This window comes from Amycolatopsis sp. NPDC051903, from assembly GCF_044452505.1.
Taxonomy (GTDB): domain Bacteria; phylum Actinomycetota; class Actinomycetes; order Mycobacteriales; family Pseudonocardiaceae; genus Amycolatopsis.
Map to the genome: position 1 here is coordinate 604,050 of NZ_JBITBT010000003.1, position 16,442 is coordinate 620,491.

18 protein-coding genes are annotated in these 16,442 nt (G+C 69.5%); 9 read left to right on the forward strand and 9 right to left on the reverse strand.

The annotated features are described in order from the left end of the window. Positions 1-46: 46 nt before the first annotated feature. Entirely contained in the window at positions 47-511 is a 465-nt protein-coding gene (locus tag ACIA77_RS10470; protein ID WP_395885517.1) for an FxsA family protein, read from the forward strand. Here ACIA77_RS10470 and ACIA77_RS10475 read toward each other — a convergent pair. Genes ACIA77_RS10475 through ACIA77_RS10485 form a run of 3 tightly spaced genes read right to left on the reverse strand, consistent with a single transcriptional unit; the run spans position 508 to position 2,677 of the window. Continuing rightward, entirely contained in the window at positions 508-1,410 is a 903-nt protein-coding gene (locus ACIA77_RS10475) for a YDG/SRA domain-containing protein (RefSeq protein ID WP_395885518.1), read from the reverse strand. The genes ACIA77_RS10470 and ACIA77_RS10475 overlap by 4 nt on opposite strands. Before the next feature lie 44 nt (positions 1,411-1,454). Continuing rightward, positions 1,455-2,033 (reverse strand): SCP2 sterol-binding domain-containing protein, encoded by a 579-nt coding sequence (locus ACIA77_RS10480; RefSeq protein ID WP_395885519.1) that lies wholly within the window; start codon positions 2,031-2,033, stop codon positions 1,455-1,457. An 11-nt stretch (positions 2,034-2,044) separates the two neighbouring features. After that, a complete protein-coding gene (locus ACIA77_RS10485) occupies positions 2,045-2,677 on the reverse strand; it encodes an SCP2 sterol-binding domain-containing protein (RefSeq protein ID WP_395885520.1) in 633 nt (210 codons plus the stop codon). Positions 2,678-2,792: 115 nt separating this feature from the next. Here ACIA77_RS10485 and ACIA77_RS10490 point away from each other — a divergent pair, with 115 nt between their 5' ends. After that, the gene (locus ACIA77_RS10490; RefSeq protein WP_395885521.1) at positions 2,793-3,452 is read left to right on the forward strand and encodes a TetR/AcrR family transcriptional regulator; all 660 of its coding nucleotides are present in this window, start codon (positions 2,793-2,795) and stop codon (positions 3,450-3,452) included. On the opposite strand, the gene ACIA77_RS10495 is transcribed toward ACIA77_RS10490, so the two are convergent. Continuing rightward, positions 3,441-4,277 (reverse strand): MaoC family dehydratase, encoded by an 837-nt coding sequence (locus ACIA77_RS10495; RefSeq protein WP_395885648.1) that lies wholly within the window; start codon positions 4,275-4,277, stop codon positions 3,441-3,443. The genes ACIA77_RS10490 and ACIA77_RS10495 overlap by 12 nt on opposite strands. Before the next feature lie 2 nt (positions 4,278-4,279). Next, positions 4,280-5,614: a 3-oxoacyl-ACP reductase gene (locus ACIA77_RS10500; protein WP_395885522.1), complete on the reverse strand. Its 1,335-nt coding sequence runs from the start codon at positions 5,612-5,614 to the stop codon at positions 4,280-4,282. A gap of 94 nt (positions 5,615-5,708) precedes the next feature. Between ACIA77_RS10500 and ACIA77_RS10505 the strand changes: the two genes are divergently transcribed. Beyond that, complete coding sequence (locus tag ACIA77_RS10505) at positions 5,709-6,995, forward strand: acetyl-CoA C-acetyltransferase (RefSeq protein ID WP_395885523.1); 1,287 nt, start codon at positions 5,709-5,711, stop codon at positions 6,993-6,995. A gap of 34 nt (positions 6,996-7,029) precedes the next feature. On the opposite strand, the gene ACIA77_RS10510 is transcribed toward ACIA77_RS10505, so the two are convergent. Further along, a complete protein-coding gene (locus ACIA77_RS10510) occupies positions 7,030-7,533 on the reverse strand; it encodes a DoxX family protein (protein WP_395885524.1) in 504 nt (167 codons plus the stop codon). A gap of 175 nt (positions 7,534-7,708) precedes the next feature. Between ACIA77_RS10510 and ACIA77_RS10515 the strand changes: the two genes are divergently transcribed. From ACIA77_RS10515 to ACIA77_RS10535, 5 genes are all read left to right on the forward strand, one after another. Further along, positions 7,709-8,446 (forward strand): MerR family transcriptional regulator, encoded by a 738-nt coding sequence (locus ACIA77_RS10515; protein WP_395885525.1) that lies wholly within the window; start codon positions 7,709-7,711, stop codon positions 8,444-8,446. A 1,387-nt stretch (positions 8,447-9,833) separates the two neighbouring features. After that, positions 9,834-11,024 carry an AAA family ATPase gene (locus tag ACIA77_RS10520; RefSeq protein ID WP_395885526.1) on the forward strand — a complete coding sequence of 397 codons (1,191 nt, stop codon included), beginning with the start codon at positions 9,834-9,836 and terminating at the stop codon, positions 11,022-11,024. Between the two features lie 256 nt (positions 11,025-11,280). Then, a complete protein-coding gene (locus ACIA77_RS10525) occupies positions 11,281-11,430 on the forward strand; it encodes a hypothetical protein (protein WP_162836041.1) in 150 nt (49 codons plus the stop codon). A 245-nt stretch (positions 11,431-11,675) separates the two neighbouring features. Then, entirely contained in the window at positions 11,676-12,605 is a 930-nt protein-coding gene (locus ACIA77_RS10530; RefSeq protein WP_395885527.1) for a GNAT family N-acetyltransferase, read from the forward strand. After that, a complete protein-coding gene (locus tag ACIA77_RS10535; RefSeq protein WP_395885528.1) occupies positions 12,606-12,893 on the forward strand; it encodes a hypothetical protein in 288 nt (95 codons plus the stop codon). It begins immediately after the preceding gene. Here the strand turns inward: ACIA77_RS10535 and ACIA77_RS10540 are convergent. Continuing rightward, on the reverse strand, positions 12,881-13,456 hold the full coding sequence (locus ACIA77_RS10540; RefSeq protein WP_395885529.1) for a peroxidase-related enzyme: 576 nt from the start codon (positions 13,454-13,456) through the stop codon (positions 12,881-12,883). The genes ACIA77_RS10535 and ACIA77_RS10540 overlap by 13 nt on opposite strands. Before the next feature lie 70 nt (positions 13,457-13,526). Here ACIA77_RS10540 and ACIA77_RS10545 point away from each other — a divergent pair, with 70 nt between their 5' ends. Beyond that, a complete protein-coding gene (locus tag ACIA77_RS10545) occupies positions 13,527-14,180 on the forward strand; it encodes a hypothetical protein (RefSeq protein ID WP_395885530.1) in 654 nt (217 codons plus the stop codon). 4 nt (positions 14,181-14,184) lie between these two features. Here the strand turns inward: ACIA77_RS10545 and mctP are convergent, their stop codons facing one another. Together mctP and ACIA77_RS10555 are read right to left on the reverse strand one after the other, a co-directional pair. Beyond that, positions 14,185-15,846, reverse strand: a complete 1,662-nt coding sequence (mctP, locus tag ACIA77_RS10550; RefSeq protein WP_395885531.1) for a monocarboxylate uptake permease MctP — start codon at positions 15,844-15,846, stop codon at positions 14,185-14,187. Then, positions 15,843-16,121 (reverse strand): DUF3311 domain-containing protein, encoded by a 279-nt coding sequence (locus ACIA77_RS10555; RefSeq protein WP_204092460.1) that lies wholly within the window; start codon positions 16,119-16,121, stop codon positions 15,843-15,845. Before ACIA77_RS10555 ends, mctP begins: the two co-directional genes overlap by 4 nt. Between the last annotated feature and the right edge of the window lie 321 nt (positions 16,122-16,442).

The following is a 16,442-nucleotide window of genomic DNA, read 5'->3' on the forward strand; positions in this document are numbered from 1 at the left end:
CGTTCACGGCCGGGAGAATTTCGGACACCTCGTTCGTTCACCTGGTATGGCTGTCGCGTTCCTGCTCTACGTCATCGCCGAGTTCGCCGCGATCTGGGCCGTGGGCTCGCTGGTCGGCGTCCTCGGCACGATCGCCCTGCTCCTGGCGGGCGCGTTCGTGGGCTCCTGGCTCGCCCGCCGCGAAGGCGGCAAGGCGATGCGCGCGTTCGTCTCCAAGGCCCAATCCGGGGCCCCCGCGGAGAAAGAACTGACCGACGGCATGCTCATCGCGCTGGGCGGGGTCCTGATCATGGTGCCGGGCTTCGTCAGCGACCTGCTCGGTCTGTTCGTGCTGCTCCCGCCCACGCGCGCCCTGGCCCGCCGCTTCTGGCTCCGCCGGGCCGAGAAGCGCGCCATCAAATTCGCCAACGCCCGCCGCGGCCCCGTCATGGTGGTCGACAGCGAGGTCGTGGCGGAGGATCCCCGGCCGACCCAGCACCAGGTGATCGAGGGGCGCATCGTCGAGGGCTAAGACTTCCCCCGCGCCTCGCGGTGATGGGCGAGGTACTTGTCGTCGACGTGGTGGTCTTGGTGCTCGCGCAGCTTCGGTGCGGGCTTGTTGTTCAAGACGGCCGGCTTGCCGTTGAGCAGAAGTGATCGATCCTTCTCCACGATCAAGGCGCCGGAGTCGAACAGCACGTGGCAGTTGGGGCAGAGGCACAGCATGTTCTCGACGACGTCCGGACCTCGGTGCAGCCCGCCCAACGCCTGGATGTGCGCGCCCTCTGAGTAACCCCGGTCGCCCGTGACAACCAGCTTGATGCCGCACATCTGGCAGGTGTGGTCGTACAAGGTTTTGACTCGCTCGGCGACCTCCGTCGAACGAATGATGCGCTGCACGTTGCTGGAGCGGCGCCCGGGCTCAAAATTGCCGATCGGCAGGTCGGGGTGGTGTTCCTCAGCGGAAACCTCGACTTCAACAGGCGCATACGTGGCGTCGATCGCCTTGTCGATCTTCACCATCTCGAAGCGGCAGACTTTGAACTCCCCGCCCGTGGGGTAGACCAGCATCGACTCCTCGACGCGGAACAAGCCGCCGTAGCGATAGACCTTGCCCACCTTTCGGATGACCCGGACTGCCAGCCCTTGGATCCTGCTGGTTTCCAATGCCGCATTGCCCGGAGAGTCGAAGCGCTGATGGGCTATTTGCCTGCGCGTTGCGGGATCCCGACCGCCATGGCCGGTGTAGAGGAGCCACGACCCCTCGTCAACATCGTCGGGATAACCGCCCGACACCACGATGGACTCCGCCCCGGTATCGCCGGTGCCCACAATGCCTGCCTGCAATGCCCGATGAACACCGGCCTCGTAGGCCTCGCGACGACTCGCGAAGGTGGACTTCTCGTCGATACCAGCGATCTCACCGAGCATGTGATCACTCTAGGACGACGCGCCGACACTTTCGGAGCGCTGACTCAGTCCCCCGTGGGCTTAGGGATGTCGAAGTAGCTCGAAAACCGCACCGCCGGCGCGTATTCGCCCTTCACCTTCACCCGGCCCGTCGCGAACATCGCCGCGGGGGCCGACGTGCCGGTGGCCAGGCGGATGAAGTCGTCGACCGAGAGGGTGAGGGTGGTGTCCGGGGTGCGGGACAGGTGGGTGCTCGAGACGCACGCGCCGTCTTCGATGACGGTTTGGAAGCGGTCGTAGCCGTCGTGGCCGGCGCCGCCGGGGAAGCGCCAGGCGACGACGAAGTCGATGTGGCGGGCGCGGTCCGGGCGGAAGAGCTCGGACATGCGGCGGAAGATCTCGTCCAGGAACACCGCGCGCAGTTCGGGGTGGTCGGCGAGGGCTTTGAGCTGGTCGCGGGACGCGCGGTGGACGACGTCGACCAGGGCCTGCGTGGTGAGGGAGCTCAGGTCGATACCGGCGCCGGCGGTGCCGAGCATGTGGAGGGTTTCGAGCACCTGCACGAACTGCGCGGGCGACAGCTTGCCGACGCGCAGTTCTCGCGCGAAGCCGTTGACGACGTGCCCGTCGGAGTCGTGCGACACGGGACCAGAGCCTAGCCGGGCTTCGGGAGGTCGAAGTAGCCGATCAGCCCGGCCGCGAACGCGAGGTCGCCCTTGACCTTGATCTTGCCGGTCACGAACAGCACGGCGGGTGTGGCCTGGTGGGTGATGAGGCGGAAGAAGTCCACCAGGGCCAGGGTGATCGTGACGCGCGGGCGGGCGTCGCCGACGACGCGGGACACCGTGCACGAGCCGCCGGAGATCTCCGTCGAGTAGCGGTCGTAGCCGCCCTCGCCGGTGCCGCCGGTGAGGCGCCAGTGCACGACCGCGTGCAACGACCGGGCCCGGTCGACGCGCAGGTGCGAGCCCATGCGGGAGAAGATCTCGTCGAGGACCTGCTCGCGCAGCGGCGCCGACGCGACCACCGCTTCCAGCTGCGCCCGCGACGCGCGCGAGACCAGCGTGGCGAAGCGCGTCGGGTCCACCTTGGCCAGGGAGAAGGCCGGGGTTTCGGCGGACAGCCGGACGAGCGTTTCGAGCAGGCGGCGGAAGTCGTCGCGGCCCAGATCGCGGGGGTCGACGGCGTCGGCAACGGCGTTGACGTCGAGGCCGGCCAGGTCGACGCGGTCGAGGGCGTCGAGCAGCGCGGTGCCGCGCAAGCCGGCCAGAGCTGAACCGTCGGCCATTCCGGGGCCCCTTCCGTGATCTTCCAGCAAAGGCTACCCATGAGTAGGTAAGCGGGCAAGCACGCGCCGACCACGGCGGCAGGTACCGTTTCCTGCTGGCGAAAGGGAGGTCGGAGTGCCCGACGATGATCAGCGCCCGCCCGAGCGGGCCCGGCGCCTGCCGCGCGCGGTGCGCGAGCGGCAGATCCTGGACGCCGCGGTGCAGGTGTTCTCCCGCCACGGCTACCACTCGGCGTCGATGGACGAGATCTCCGACGTCGCCGGCGTCTCGAAGCCGATGATCTACACCTACCTCGGCTCCAAGGAAGACCTGTTCGGCAAGAGCATCCAGCGCGAGGCGACGCGCCTGCTCGAGGCCATCCAGGCCGGCGTGCAGCCCGACCTGCCGCCGGACATGCAGCTCTGGCACGGGCTGCGCTCGTTCTACCGCTTCGTCGCCGAGTACCGCGAGTCGTGGACGGTGCTGCACCGCCAGGCGCTGACGGTCGGCGGCGCGTTCGCCGCCGAGATCACCGCGATGCGCGGGCGCGCGATCGAGCTCGTCGCCGCGCTCGTGGTGTCCGCGGGCACGCGCAAGGGCCTCGGCGAACAGGCCGAGTTCTCGGGCGCCGGCCTGTCCGCCGCGCTGGTCGGCGCCGCCGAATCCCTCGCCGATTGGGCGCTGGACCACCCCGAGATCTCCGACGGCGTGCTCGCGTCGTGGCTGATGAACCTCGTGTGGCTCGGGTTCAACGACCTCGTCGAAGGTGAGGTCTGGCGGCCGTCAGAGAGCTGAGACCACGCCGTCCAGGTGGGGTTTCGGGTTGCGGGCGTGCCAGAGCTCGAACGCCCAGCCGTCGTCGGTGTGCCACGTCGTGAAGGCGGCCTTCGCGGGCAGCAGCACGGGTTGCTTGAAGCGCACCTCGACGGTGAACGCGTCGGGCAGCCGGCCTTCGAACGACGCCAGCGCGTGCGCCTTGGTCCACATGCCGTGCGCGATGGCGCGCGGGAAGCCGAACAGGCGGGCCGTCAGCGGGTGCAGGTGGATGGGGTTGCGGTCGCCCGACACCTCGGCGTAGCGGCGGCCGATGTCGCCCGGGACGCTCCACCCGGCGGTGGGCGTCGGGGGCACCAAGGCCGTCCGAGTCCGTGCGGGCGAAGAAGAACCACCGCGGCGCAGGTACGTCGACACCTCCGACCACACCAGCTCCGTGCCGGTCCACAGCTCGCTCACCAGGTCGAACTGCCGGCCCTTCTCGTGCGGCCGCAGGTTCTCCGCCCGCACACGCGCGGTGTACGTCTCGGCCAGCGACAGCGGCCGCCGCTGCGTGATCGAGTTCGCGACGTGCACCAGGCCGAGCAGCGGGAACGGGAAGCCGGGCTCGGTCATCAGCGTCATCTGCAGCCCGAACACCAGCAGGTGCGGGTAGGTGGCCGGCAGGACGTCGCCGAAGCGGAAGCCGCAGACCTGTGCGTACGCGGCGACGTGCGCGGGATCGACCACAACGGACGGACGCACCAGTTCCGCGTCCGGCAGCGTCGAGCCGCCGCCCCGGCGGAGCAGGGCCTTCGGGTACAGCGTCGCCAGGCTGGGCGCGCTGGTCAGCTCGCGAACGGACATCGTCACGCCCCCAGCAGAGCCTGGCCGCACACGCGGACCACGTTGCCGTTCACCGCGGCCGACGCGGGGTTGGCGTACCAGGCGATCGTCTCGGCGACATCGACCGGCAGCCCGCCCTGCCCGAGGCTCGACAGGCGCCGGCCGGCCTCGCGGATGAACAGCGGCACGGCGGCGGTCATCTTGGTCTCGATGAACCCCGGCGCGACGGCGTTGATCGTGCCGCCGTACTCCGCGAGCTGCGGCGCGCCGACGTTGACCATGCCGATCACGCCGGCCTTCGACGTCGCGTAGTTCGTCTGGCCGACGTTGCCGGCGATGCCCGCGATCGACGAAACGCCGATGATGCGACCGTTTTCGCGCAGCACCTCGTCGGCGAGCAGCTTGTCGTTCACCGCGAGCTGGGCGGCGAGGTTCACGGTCAGCACGGCGTCCCAGCCGCCCTCGGTCATGTTGCCGAGCGTCTTGTCGCGCGTGATGCCCGCGTTGTGCACGACGACGTCGACGCCGCCGTGGCGCGTGCTCAGGTAGTCGGCGAGCTTGGCGGGCGCGTCGGCCGCCGTGATGTCCAGCTGCAGCGCCGAACCGCCGACGCGATTGGCCACTGTGGACAGATCCGCGCCCTGCGCCGGGATGTCCAGCGCGACGACGTGGGCGCCGTCGCGCGCGAACGTCTCCGCGATGGCCTCGCCGATGCCGCGCGACGCGCCCGTGACCAGCGCGACCTTGCCCGCCAACGGCTTGTCCCAGTTTGCCGGCGCCTCGGCCGTCGTGCCGTGCGTGCCGACGCGGATCACCTGCGCGTCGACGAACGCCGACTTCGCCGACAGCAGGAACCGCACCGTCGATTCGGCCGCGGCTTCGGCGCCTTCGGCCACGTAGACGAGCTGGGCCGTCGCGCCGCGCTTGAGCTCCTTGCCGACGGAGCGGACGAAGCCTTCGAGCGCGCGCTGCGCGATCCGTTCGCGGCCCTCGACGAGCTCCGGCGGCGTGCCGAACACGACGACGCGGCCCGACGACCCGACCTTGCGGATCACCGGGTGGAAGAAGCGGTGGAGCTCGCGCAGCTCGGCCGGGTCCTTGATGCCGGTGGCGTCGAAGACGAGCGCGGCGTGCCGTTCCGCGGGCGCCGTGAGGACTTCGATGCCGGCGCTGTCGAGCTGACTCTTCAGCGTCTTCTCGAGCCGTCCGCCGGGCGCCGCGCCGACGAGTGCGGGACCCTCGAGAGCGGGCTGTCCGGGGCGGTACCGGCGCAGCGTGGCGGGGTTGGGCAGGCCGAGCTTCGGCACCACGAACTTCCCGACCGGGGTCTTCGTGAACTGCTGGTACCTGTCAGCCATGGCGCGCCTCCCGTGCAGTCTGCGTCACGTCGCAGTCTAACCTACTCGCTAGTAGGTTACAGTGTGAAAGGGACGACTCAGAGAGGTGGACGTCATGGCGACCAGGAAACCCGCGGTGCGCAAGGTCGCGATCATCGGCGGCAACCGCATCCCCTTCGCGCGGTCGAACGGCCCGTACGCGCAGGCGTCGAACCAGGACATGTTCACCGCCGGGCTCGACGGGCTCGTCAGCCGCTTCTCGCTGCAGGACGAGCTGATCGGCGAGGTCGCCGCGGGCGCCGTGCTCAAGCACTCCAAGGATTTCAACCTCGCGCGCGAGAGCGTGCTCGGCAGCCGCCTCTCGCCGGCGACGCCCGCGTCCGACGTGCAGATGGCGTGCGGCACCGGCCTGCAGGCCGTGATCACCGTGGCCCACAAGATCGCGCTGGGCGAGATCGACTCGGCCATCGCGGGCGGCGTCGACACGACGAGTGACGCACCGCTGGCCGTGAACGCCGACCTGCGGCAGATCCTCGTGCGGCTCAACGCGGCGAAGACGCTGGGCGACCGGCTCAAGCTCGTCGCGAAGCTCCGGCCGGGCCACATCGTGCCGGAGATCCCGCGCAACGCCGAGCCGCGCACCGGGCTGTCGATGGGCGAGCACGCGGCGCTCACGGCGAAGATCTGGGACATCACGCGGGAAGCGCAGGACGAACTCGCCGCCGCCAGCCACCAGCACCTCGCCGCCGCGTACGACAGCGGGTTCTTCGACGACCTGGTGACGCCGTTCCTCAAGCTGACCAGGGACCAGAACCTGCGGCCGGATTCGACGGTCGAGAAGCTGGCCAAGCTCAAGCCCGTGTACGGCGGCGCCGACGGCACCATGACCGCCGGCAATTCGACGCCGCTCACCGACGGCGCGTCGACCGTGCTGCTCGCGACCGACGAATGGGCCAAGGCGCACAAGCTGCCGGTGCAGGCTTACCTGACGTTCTCGCAGACGGCGGCCGTCGACTACGTGCACGGCGACGAGGGCCTGCTGATGGCGCCCGCGTACGCGGTGCCGCGGATGCTCGAGCGCGCGGGACTTTCCTTGCCGGACTTCGACTTCTACGAAATCCACGAGGCGTTCGCGTCGCAGGTGCTGGCGACGTTGAAGGCGTGGGAGGACCCCGCGTTCGCCAAGGAGAAGCTGGGGCTCGACGCGCCGCTGGGCTCGATCGACCGGGCGAAGCTGAACGTGAACGGCTCGTCGCTCGCCGCGGGGCACCCGTTCGCCGCGACGGGCGGGCGGATCGTGGCGACGCTGGCGAAGCTGTTGCACGAGAAGGGTTCCGGGCGCGGGCTGATCTCGATCTGCGCGGCCGGTGGCCAGGGTGTGACGGCGATCCTGGAGAAGTGAGCCGAGGCGGAGGGCCCCGCGGGCCCTCCGCTTGTCAGCTCAGCTGCTTTTCGGCCTTCTTGCTCAGCTTCTCCGCGCGCTTGCCGGCCTTCTTCGCGGTGCGGCGGGCGCGCCAGCCGAGCGACGGCTTGCCGGCCGTGTCACTCGCGGCGAGCAGCAGGCCGCCCGCGATGCTGGCGTTCTTCATCAGCTGCACCTGCTGGGCCTGCCGTTCGCCGGGATCCTTGATGTCCCAGAACCGGTGGGACGCGGCCGTCGTCGGCACGAGCGTGCCGAGCAGCGCCAGCGCCGCGAGCCGCGGCGCCTTGCCCGACGCGAGCGCGAGGCCGGCGCCGATCTTCACGGCGGCGTCGAGGCGCACGAGCGTGGCGGGATCGCGCGGCACCTGCTCGGGGACGACGCCCTCGAGCTTGTCGAACGTCTCGGTGAGGAACGGCTCGACCGCCTTCGCGTGCCCCTGGGTGTCGCGGAGCATGCCGATGCCGCCGTAGATGAAGATCGACGCGAGCAGTGGACGGGCCACCCGGCGCAGTATCACGGTCGTCGCCTTTCTTGCGGGTCTTGCGTGCTGGTCGAACCTACAACCGGGATTCCCCCTCGGCTCGGCGCCGAACCGCGCTAGGGGTAGCTAGGACAATCTGGTGTTTTTACTAGATTTGGATAGACGGCTTTAGCTTGACTTTGACGCTGCGTCAACCTTTAGCGTTTTTCGGGTGTGGTCGATCCAGGACATCGCCCGAGCAGCGGGCACGACCAGCCGGACACTGCGCCACTACGACGCGATCGGGCTGCTCGCGCCCAGCCGCGTCGGCAGCAACGGCTACCGCTACTACGACTCGGACGCCCTCGTCCGGCTGCAGCGGATCCTGCTGCTGCGCTCGCTGGGCCTCCCGCTGCCCGCGATCGCCTCGGTGCTCGACGGTTCACGCGACAACGTCGCCGCGCTGTCCGAGCACCTCACGCTGCTGCACCAGGAGCGCGACCGGATCGGACGGCAGATCGACTCCGTCCGGACCACGCTGAGAAAACTGGAAGGAGGTGAACCACTCGTGGCAGAAGAAGTGTTCGACGGCTTCGCGTATGCGGAGGAGGTCACGTCGCGCTGGGGCGCTTCGGCGTACCAGCACGGGGACCGGTGGTGGCGTTCGCTGTCAGCCTCGGAGAAGCAGGCGCACCAGGCTGAGCAAGCGTCGATCGCGGCGGCCTTCGGTGCCGCGCGGGCCGCCGGGCTGGCCCCGGACTCGGCCCCCGTCCAGGCAATCGCGGCCCGGCTCCACGCCTGGCTGCGGCCGGCGGTGAAGACGGTGTCGCGGGCGTACTTCGTGGGACTGGGGCAGTTGTACGTCGATGACCCTCGGTATGGCGGTTACGACTCCGCTTTCGGCGACGGCACCGCTGAGTTCATGCGGGATGCGATGGAGATCTACGCGGAGGGGAACCTCGCGGAATAGTGCTTCGTCGGAGTGAGCACTGGGGGTGGGGATGGCCGGGGCTGCAGACCCGCCCATCCCTCGGCAGGTGTGGTGAGTGGGCTTTTCGGGCTGGGTGGTTGTGCGTGAAGGATCCAGTCACGCTGGGTGGCCGGTGTGGACGGTCCGTTCGCTCCGCGCACTCACAGCTGCCGGGCCTGCGCGAACGGTCCCTTCGCCCAGCGAACGGTCCTTTCGCGCTGGTAGTCGGACGCGAGTGGCCCCTTCGTGTCGACCAACCGGCGCGAAGGGTCCCTTCCTGCGACTCGCCGCGCACGAGCGGCCCCATCGTGCGATCCCGCCGGCGCGAGCAGTCCCGTCGCATCCCGCCGCACGCGAACGGTCCATTCGCGCCAGCCTGAGCGACTGGTCCCTTTATTCGACCGCAACGGACGAGTGGTCCAGTCGTGCGCCAGCGCCTAGCGAATGTCCTTTCGCGTTGCCAGTTGCGCACAGTGGCCCAGTCGCGCCAACCGGGCGGGTGGCGCGAAGGGTCCCATCACGCCACCCGCCGCACGCGAGCGGTTCAGTCGCCCCGGCTTGTCCGGCTCGAACGGTCCCATCGCGCGCCCGCCATGCACGAACGGTCCCCTCGTGACAGCCCGACCGGCCCGAACGTCCCATCGCGCGGCCCACCGCATGCGATTGGGCCGGTACCGCCAGGCGGAGCGAACGGTCCTCTCCATGCGACCGAAGCGTGCGAGGGGCCCAGTCGTGCGACCCGCCACGCATGACTGGGCCAGTCGTCGCGGCCTGGTCGGCGCGAACGGTCCCATCGCGCGGCACGCCATGCGCGAGCGGTCAGGTCATGCCGGCCTGGCCGGCGTGAACGGTCCCTTCGTGCGAATCGCCGCGCGCGAGTGGGCGAGCCTCGGCAGCCGGTCGAGGCGAGCGGTCCCGTGTGCGGGCCACCATGCGCGAGTGGGCCAGTCGTGCTGTGGCAGGCGGGGCGAACGGTCCAGTCGCGGGCGAGCGTGAGGGGGGAGCGAGCGGTCCGGTCGTGCGACCCCACTGGAACGGACGGTCCCGTCGCGGGCGAGCGTGAGGGCGGAGCGAGCGGTCCGGTCGTGCGACCCCACTGGAACGGACGGTCCCGTCGCGGGCGAGCGTGAGGGCGGAGCGAGCGGTCCGGTCGTGCGACCCCACTGGAACGGACGGTCCCGTCGCGGGCGAGCGTGAGGGCGGAGCGAGCGGTCCGGTCGTGCGACCCCGCCGGAGCGGACGGTCTCGTCGTGGGGGAGCGCCGGGGCGGCGCAAGCGGGCCAGTCGCGCCGTGGCGCCGGAGGGAGACAGGGCAAGGCAGCGACACGCGCTAGCGACCTATGACGGAATATCGGCCACGCGCTAGACGGCCCGATACGGTGGCGGAGTGGACCCCATCCGCAACCCGTTCGCGCCCGGGGCTGGGCAGCGGCCGCCCGAGTTGGCGGGGCGGGAGCGTGAGCTGAGGGCGTTCGAGGTGGTCCTGGAGCGCGTCGCGAGGGGGCGGCCGGAGCGGAGTCTGGTGTTGACCGGGCTGCGGGGCGTGGGGAAGACCGTGCTGCTCGGCGAGCTGCGGTCCATGGCGGTGCGGCACGGGTGGGGCGCGGGGAAGATCGAGGCGCGACCGGATGCCGAGCTGCGGCGGCCGCTGTCCGCGGCGTTGCACCGGGCGATCCGGGACCTGGCGGTGCGGCACCGGGCGCCGGACCGGGTCGAAGCGGTGCTGGGGGTGCTCAAGGCGTTCGCGCTGAAGGCGAACAAGGCCGACGCCAAGATGCGCGACCGGTGGCAGCCCGGCATCGATGCGCCCGCCGCGCAGGGGCGGGCCGATTCCGGGGACATCGAGATCGACCTGGTGGAGCTGTTCACGGACGTCGCGGAGCTCGCGGCGGACGTGGGGACCGGCGTGGCTCTCCTGATCGACGAGATCCAGGATCTGCAGGTGGACGACGTTTCGGCGTTGTGCGCCGCGTGTCATGAGTTGTCGCAGTCCGGGGCGCCGCTCGTGGTGGTCGGGGCGGGGTTGCCGCACGTGCCGGCTGTGTTGTCCGCGTCGAAGTCGTACTCGGAACGGCTGTTCCGCTACGCGCGCATCGACCGGCTCAGCCGCGAGGACGCCGACTTCGCCGTGATGGCGCCGATCGAACGCGAGGAAGCCGGCATCGAACCCGAGGCGCTCGACGCGCTGTTCGACGCGTCCGGCGGCTACCCCTACTTCATCCAGGCCTACGGCAAAGCCGCGTGGGACGCCGCGCCCGCCGACCCGATCACGGTCAAGGACGTGCAGGTCGCGGCGCCCGAGGCGGAGTCGGAGCTGGCCGTGGGGTTCTTCGGCTCGCGCTACGAGCGCGCGACGCCCGCCGAACGCGAGTACCTGGTCGCGATGGCCGAGCTGACGCAGGGCCGCGACGAGGCCGCCGGCACCGCCGACGTGGCGGTCTACCTGGGCCGCAAGCCCTCGTCGCTGTCGCCGGCGCGCGACAGCCTGATGAAGAAGGGCCTGGTCTACTCCGCCGAACGCGGGCAGATCGCCTTCACAGTGCCCCACTTCGGGCACTACCTGCTCGGCCGCGACTGAGCCGTCTCTTCCCCTCGCTACGGCTCTATGACGCTGCCTAGCACTATCTAGTGCGAGAGCTAGAGAGATAAATACAGTCCTAGCGCGTTACCGATTAGTGACCGGCGACACCCAATCTGTCCGGCAAGAACCTGATCTATGCCGATGATTCATCGGCAAGTAAGCCACATCACCGGACATTCGTTGGCGACCTCGTGAAAAAAGGCGCATACTAGAGAGACAGCCACCGAAGATCTCAAAGGGGATGCAGAAGACCATGAGCAACATCGCCGCCAAGCTCCGTGCTCGTCGCGCCGAGGCTCGCACTCGCCGAGCACTGAACCGGGCGATCGACACCGCGGCCACCTCGACGGTCCGCCAGGAGCTCATCGCCCTCGCGCAGGCGCGTCAGCCGTTCATGCGCTGACTCGGCCATAATCAGTTAGTGTGTCACTCACAGGAGTGATCTAGAACACAACGAGCTGTGGGTGTAACGCCGCGCGACGTGGCATCGATACCCACTACGACCCCGTGATGCTGGCGGACCCCCGACCTGGCAGCATCACGGGGTTTCCATATGTCTGGACCTTTTGTCGTTTTCCACAAAACACTTGCCTCAGGCGGCTTGTCGCGCGATGCTTGACTGCGTCAACGAGTTTGTTGAGGTGGTCAATGAACGACTTGCACCTGGCCGAGCGCGTCGCGACCGTCCGCGCGTTCAACCGGCTGTACACCGGGGTGATCGGCGTCCTCGACGAAGGACCGGCCGACGCCGAGTACTCGCTGAGCGAAGCGCGGGTGCTGTTCGAAGTCGCCCAACAACCCGCGCTCCACGTGGGTGACCTGCGCAAACGTCTTGATCTCGACGCCGGCTACGCCAGCAGGCTGCTCAGCCGGCTCGAAAGCCGCGGCCTGCTCCTGCGGGAACGCAGCGGCGCGGACGCCCGTCGCCAGATCGTGCGCCTGACCGACGCCGGCCGCGTCGCGTTCGCCGATCTCGACAGCCGCTCGATCCGCCAGATCGGCGGCCTGCTCGAACGCTTCCCCGACGAAGACCAGCGCCGGCTGCTCGGCGCGATGGGGACCATCACGGCGCTCGTCGGCGAGCGAGAGCCGGACCACACGCTCGTCCTGCGCGCCCCGCGGCCGGGAGACCTCGGCTGGGTCGTGCACCGGCACGGCACGCTGTACGCCCGCGAGTACGGCCTCGACGAACGCTTCGAAGCACTCGTGGCCCGGGTGGTCGCCGAATTCGCCGACCACCGCGACGACCCGCGCCAAGCCGCGTGGATCGCCGAACTCGGCGGCGAACGCGTCGGCAGCGTCTTCTGCACCTCCGGCGACGACGAGCACACGGCCAAACTGCGGCTCCTGCTGCTCGAACCCGCGGCGCGCGGCCACGGGGTCGGCAAACGGCTCGTGCACGAATGCGTCGAGTTCGCCCGCCACCGCGGGTACCGGCGGCTGGAGCTGTGGACGCTCTCGATGCTCGACGCGGCGCGCGGCATCTACCGGCGCGCCGGCTTCGAGCTCGCCGGCACCGAACCGACCGACGCGTTCGGCCCGCTCGTGACCGGCGAGACCTGGCGGATGGAGCTGTAGGTGTTCGTCGTCTACTGCGCCGTCTGCGATCGCCGCACGCTGCTGGGCGTCGACGAGGTCGAGTGGGTCGAGAACCTCACGCGCGGCGTGATCTCCGTGTCCGGCCACTGCCCGCGCGGCCACGACGTGGCGATCCTGACCGGCGACGCGTTCACCCCGCACGAGGATCCGCGCTACTTCGGCCCGGCGCCGCGGGTGTGGACGAAGCCGATCACCAAGCTGCGCGCGTGGCTGCGGAGGCGCTTCGAACTGAGCCGCGACCTGCCCAGCCCGTTCTACCGCTTCTGACGGCCCATCAGGAAGAACTCCGGGTTCGGCTTCAGCGCCGTGAGGTGCGCGAGCCGGTTGGACATCGCGAAGAGCGCCGTGATCGCGCCGACGTCCCAGATCTCGTCCTCGGTCAGCCCCGCGTCGCGCGCCGCTTCGAGGTCGGCCTCGCCGAACAGCGCCGAGTCCTGCGCCAGCGCCAGCGCGAGGTCGACGATCGCCCGGCCGCGCTCGTCGAGTTCCACCTGCCACGGGTTGGCCGCGACCTGGTCGGACAGCTCGGGGTCCTTCGCGCGGATCCGCAGGATCGCGCCGTGCGCGACGATGCAGTACGTGCAGTGGTTCGCGCCCGACGTCGCGACCACCACCAGCTCGCGCTCCGCCTTCGTGAGTCCGCCGTCGCGCTCCATCAAGGCGTCGTGGTAGTCGAGGAACGCGCGCAGCTCCGCCGGCCGGTGGCCCAGCGCCCGGAAGATGTTCGGCGTGAAGCCGGATTTCTCCGCGATCACGCCGACGCGCTCGCGCAGGTCTTCGGGCAGGTCGTCCACTTCCGTCACCGGGAACCGGCTCACCGCGTCGCTCATGGGCCCACGCTAACGCGAACCGGGCCACCCGCGGCACCGCCCGTTCACCCGGGTGGAGTTTGCTGGCGACGTGAACTGGAGCGCGTACGTGGACGGTTACTGCGAGCGCCTCGCGCCCGGGCTGTGGGGCGAGCCGCTGAACGACGTCACCAACCTGGCGTTCCTCGCCTCCGCCGCGGCCGTGTGGTGGCGGGCGCAGGGCCGGCGCACCGGACGGACGCTGGCGGTGCTCGTCGGGCTGGTGTTCCTGGCCAGCACGGTGTTCCACCTGACCGCGACGCGCTGGGGCGGCGCCGCGGACTCCGGGCTCATCCTCGTGTTCGTCCTCTACTACGCCGCGAAGTTCCCGCACGTGTTCCTCGGCGTGCGGATGAAGTGGTCGTGGCTCGCGGCGCCCGCGTTCGTCGTGCTGACGGCCGCCATGGCGGCGCTCGGCGGCGGCCTGTACCTGCCGGCGCTCGTGGGGCTCGCGGTGTTCACGGTCGTGCTCGCGTACGCGCGCGACCCGTACTGGCCGCACTTCGCCGTGGCGGGCTCGGTGTTCGCGCTGTCGCTGGCGTTCCGCACCGTCGACGGCGTCGTGTGCGGTGATTTCCCGATCGGCACGCACTTCCTGTGGCACCTGCTCAACGCAGTGGTGCTGTACGTGGTGTCGAACGCGATGATCAGCAAGGAGAAGGCCCCCTCGCCGGAGCCGGCGAAGGGGCCTTCCACTGTGGACTAAGGACTCAGTGCACCCCGATGGGCCGCAGGTCCTTGTCGTGCTCGTCGGCGTGGTAGTCCTCCGGCTCGGTTTCGTCCGTGCCGGAGTTCCACTTCGCGGCGTGCGCGATCGCCGAGACGACTACGGCGACCACGACGTTCGCGATCAGCGCGACGAAGCCCGGGTAGATCTGCACGGTCGCGAGACCGGTGCCGCCGAACGGGTGCCAGCCGAAGATCGACAGGTTGCCCATCGCCAGCGCCGAACCGCCGAAGTGCAGCTTTCCGTTGGCGGGGTTGGGGATCCCGTACAGCATGATCAGGCCCCAGCCCATGCCCACGATCCAGCCGGCGATGAGGCCGGCCTTGTGCAGCCACCGGGTGTACAGCGCGAGGGCGACCGCCGGCAGCGTCTGCAGGATCAGCACGCCGCCGATGAGCTGCAGGTCGATGGAGAACTGCGGGTCGATCAGGATGATCACCAGCACCGCACCCAGCTTCACGATCAGCGACGCGAGCTTGGCCTGCTTCGCTTCCTGCTGCGGGGTGGCGTTCTTGCGGATGTACTCCTTGTAGATGTTGCGCGTCCACAGGTTCGCCGCGGCGATCGACATGATCGCGGCGGGCACGAGGGCGCCGATGCCGATCGCGGCGAACGCGATGCCGGCGAACCAGTGCGCGAACTGCGAGTCGAACAGCAGCGGGACGATCGTGTTGCCGTCGGCCTTGCCGGTGGCGGCGTTCGTCAGCGGCTTCACGCCCGCGCTGATCGCGACGTACCCGAGCAGCGCCAGCAGGCCCAGCACCAGCGAGTACGCCGGCAGCGCGACCATGTTGCGCTTGATCACGTTGCGGCCGCGCGAGGCGAGCACGCTCGTGAGCGAGTGCGGGTACAGGAACAGCGCCAGCGCCGAACCGAGGGCCAGCGTGGCGTACTGCAGCTGGTTGGTCGACGTCAGCAGGATCGACCCCGCGGGCTTGCCGGTGGCCGGGCTCGGCGTGCTCAGCTTCGTGGCCGCCTGGTTGAAGATGTGGTCCCAGCCGCCGAGTTTCGTGGGCAGGTAGACGATCGCCACGATGATCACGATGTAGATCAGGATGTCCTTGACGAACGCGATCAGCGCGGGCGCACGCAGGCCCGACTGGTACGTGTACAGCGCCAGGATCAGGAACGCGACCAGCAGCGGCAGGTGCCCGACGATGCCGGAGCCGTTGATACCCATCGTGCGCAGCACGGCCTCGAGGCCGACGAGCTGCAGCGCGATGTACGGCATGGTCGCGACGATGCCGGTGATCGCGATCAGGAACGCGAGCGTCGGCGAACCGAAGCGGCCTCGGACGAAGTCGGCCGGCGTCACGTAACCGCGCGAACGGCTGACGGACCACATGCGCAGCGCCGGCAGCAGGACGATCGGGTAGACGACGATCGTGTACGGCAGCGCGTACATGCCGAGCGCACCGGCGCTGAACACCAGCGCGGGCACGGCGACGAACGTGTACGCCGTGTACAGATCACCGCCGAGCAGGAACCACGTGATCCACGCGCCGAACTTGCGGCCGCCGAGGCCCCATTCGTCGAGGTGGTCTAGTGATCCACCGGCCTTCCACCGCGAAGCGACGAAGCCGAGAACGGTGACCAGGGCGAAGAGGACGATGAAGATCGTCAGCTGGACCCACTGGATGGTCATCGGGCCTCACCTTCGTCGAGGTCGTCCACGCCCAGCCGGTCGGGCTCTTCGGTGGTCGGCTTCTTCCGCGTCGCCCAGTAGACGATTCCTGTGCACAACACGCCGGCGACGACGAACACGAGCTGGAACCAGTAGAAGAACGGCATTCCGAAGAGTCGGGGACCGTCGGAATTGAACAACGGCGTAACCAAGATCAACAGCGGGAGGATGAGCAACAGGTTCCAAGCACTGAACTGGAACCCGCGCACCCTCCCGTCCTGTTTGCTTGCGGACATCGGGACCTCACCTAACACTCACGTAACACGCGACCGCATGACCCTAGAACTTCCCCAACCGGACCGACACGCAAACCCGGTATCGATTTGATCCGCGCAGGTCAGAGGCTTGCAAACCAGACCGGCAGCGTGTTTCCCCCGCACTTGACGCCACAGTGGACGCCACGTGGTTCTCCGGTCACCGTGAGTGGGTTCGGCCTGTGGACAAGCCGGTGGACGCCGTGCTGTGCGAGCGTTCTGGGTCTGCCGGGTGTTGATCTAGGGGCTGTGGAACCGGATCCGAGGGGGCCCAAGTGTTGTGGTCAGGGCCGGACGGCGGGG

Bases quoted from the DNA above. Each gene is read 5' to 3' on its own strand.
- ACIA77_RS10470 (WP_395885517.1), top strand. From the start codon at position 47: ATGGCTGTCGCGTTCCTGCTCTACGTCATCGCCGAGTTCGCCGCGATC.
- ACIA77_RS10485 (WP_395885520.1), bottom strand. From the start codon at position 2,677: ATGGCCGACGGTTCAGCTCTGGCCGGCTTGCGCGGCACCGCGCTGCTC.
- ACIA77_RS10540 (WP_395885529.1), bottom strand. From the start codon at position 13,456: ATGAGCGACGCGGTGAGCCGGTTCCCGGTGACGGAAGTGGACGACCTG.
- ACIA77_RS10530 (WP_395885527.1), top strand. From the start codon at position 11,676: ATGAACGACTTGCACCTGGCCGAGCGCGTCGCGACCGTCCGCGCGTTC.
- mctP (WP_395885531.1), bottom strand. From the start codon at position 15,846: ATGACCATCCAGTGGGTCCAGCTGACGATCTTCATCGTCCTCTTCGCC.
- ACIA77_RS10500 (WP_395885522.1), bottom strand. From the start codon at position 5,614: ATGGCTGACAGGTACCAGCAGTTCACGAAGACCCCGGTCGGGAAGTTC.
- ACIA77_RS10555 (WP_204092460.1), bottom strand. From the start codon at position 16,121: ATGTCCGCAAGCAAACAGGACGGGAGGGTGCGCGGGTTCCAGTTCAGT.
- ACIA77_RS10475 (WP_395885518.1), bottom strand. From the start codon at position 1,410: ATGCTCGGTGAGATCGCTGGTATCGACGAGAAGTCCACCTTCGCGAGT.
- ACIA77_RS10525 (WP_162836041.1), top strand. From the start codon at position 11,281: ATGAGCAACATCGCCGCCAAGCTCCGTGCTCGTCGCGCCGAGGCTCGC.
- ACIA77_RS10495 (WP_395885648.1), bottom strand. From the start codon at position 4,277: ATGTCCGTTCGCGAGCTGACCAGCGCGCCCAGCCTGGCGACGCTGTAC.
- ACIA77_RS10505 (WP_395885523.1), top strand. From the start codon at position 5,709: ATGGCGACCAGGAAACCCGCGGTGCGCAAGGTCGCGATCATCGGCGGC.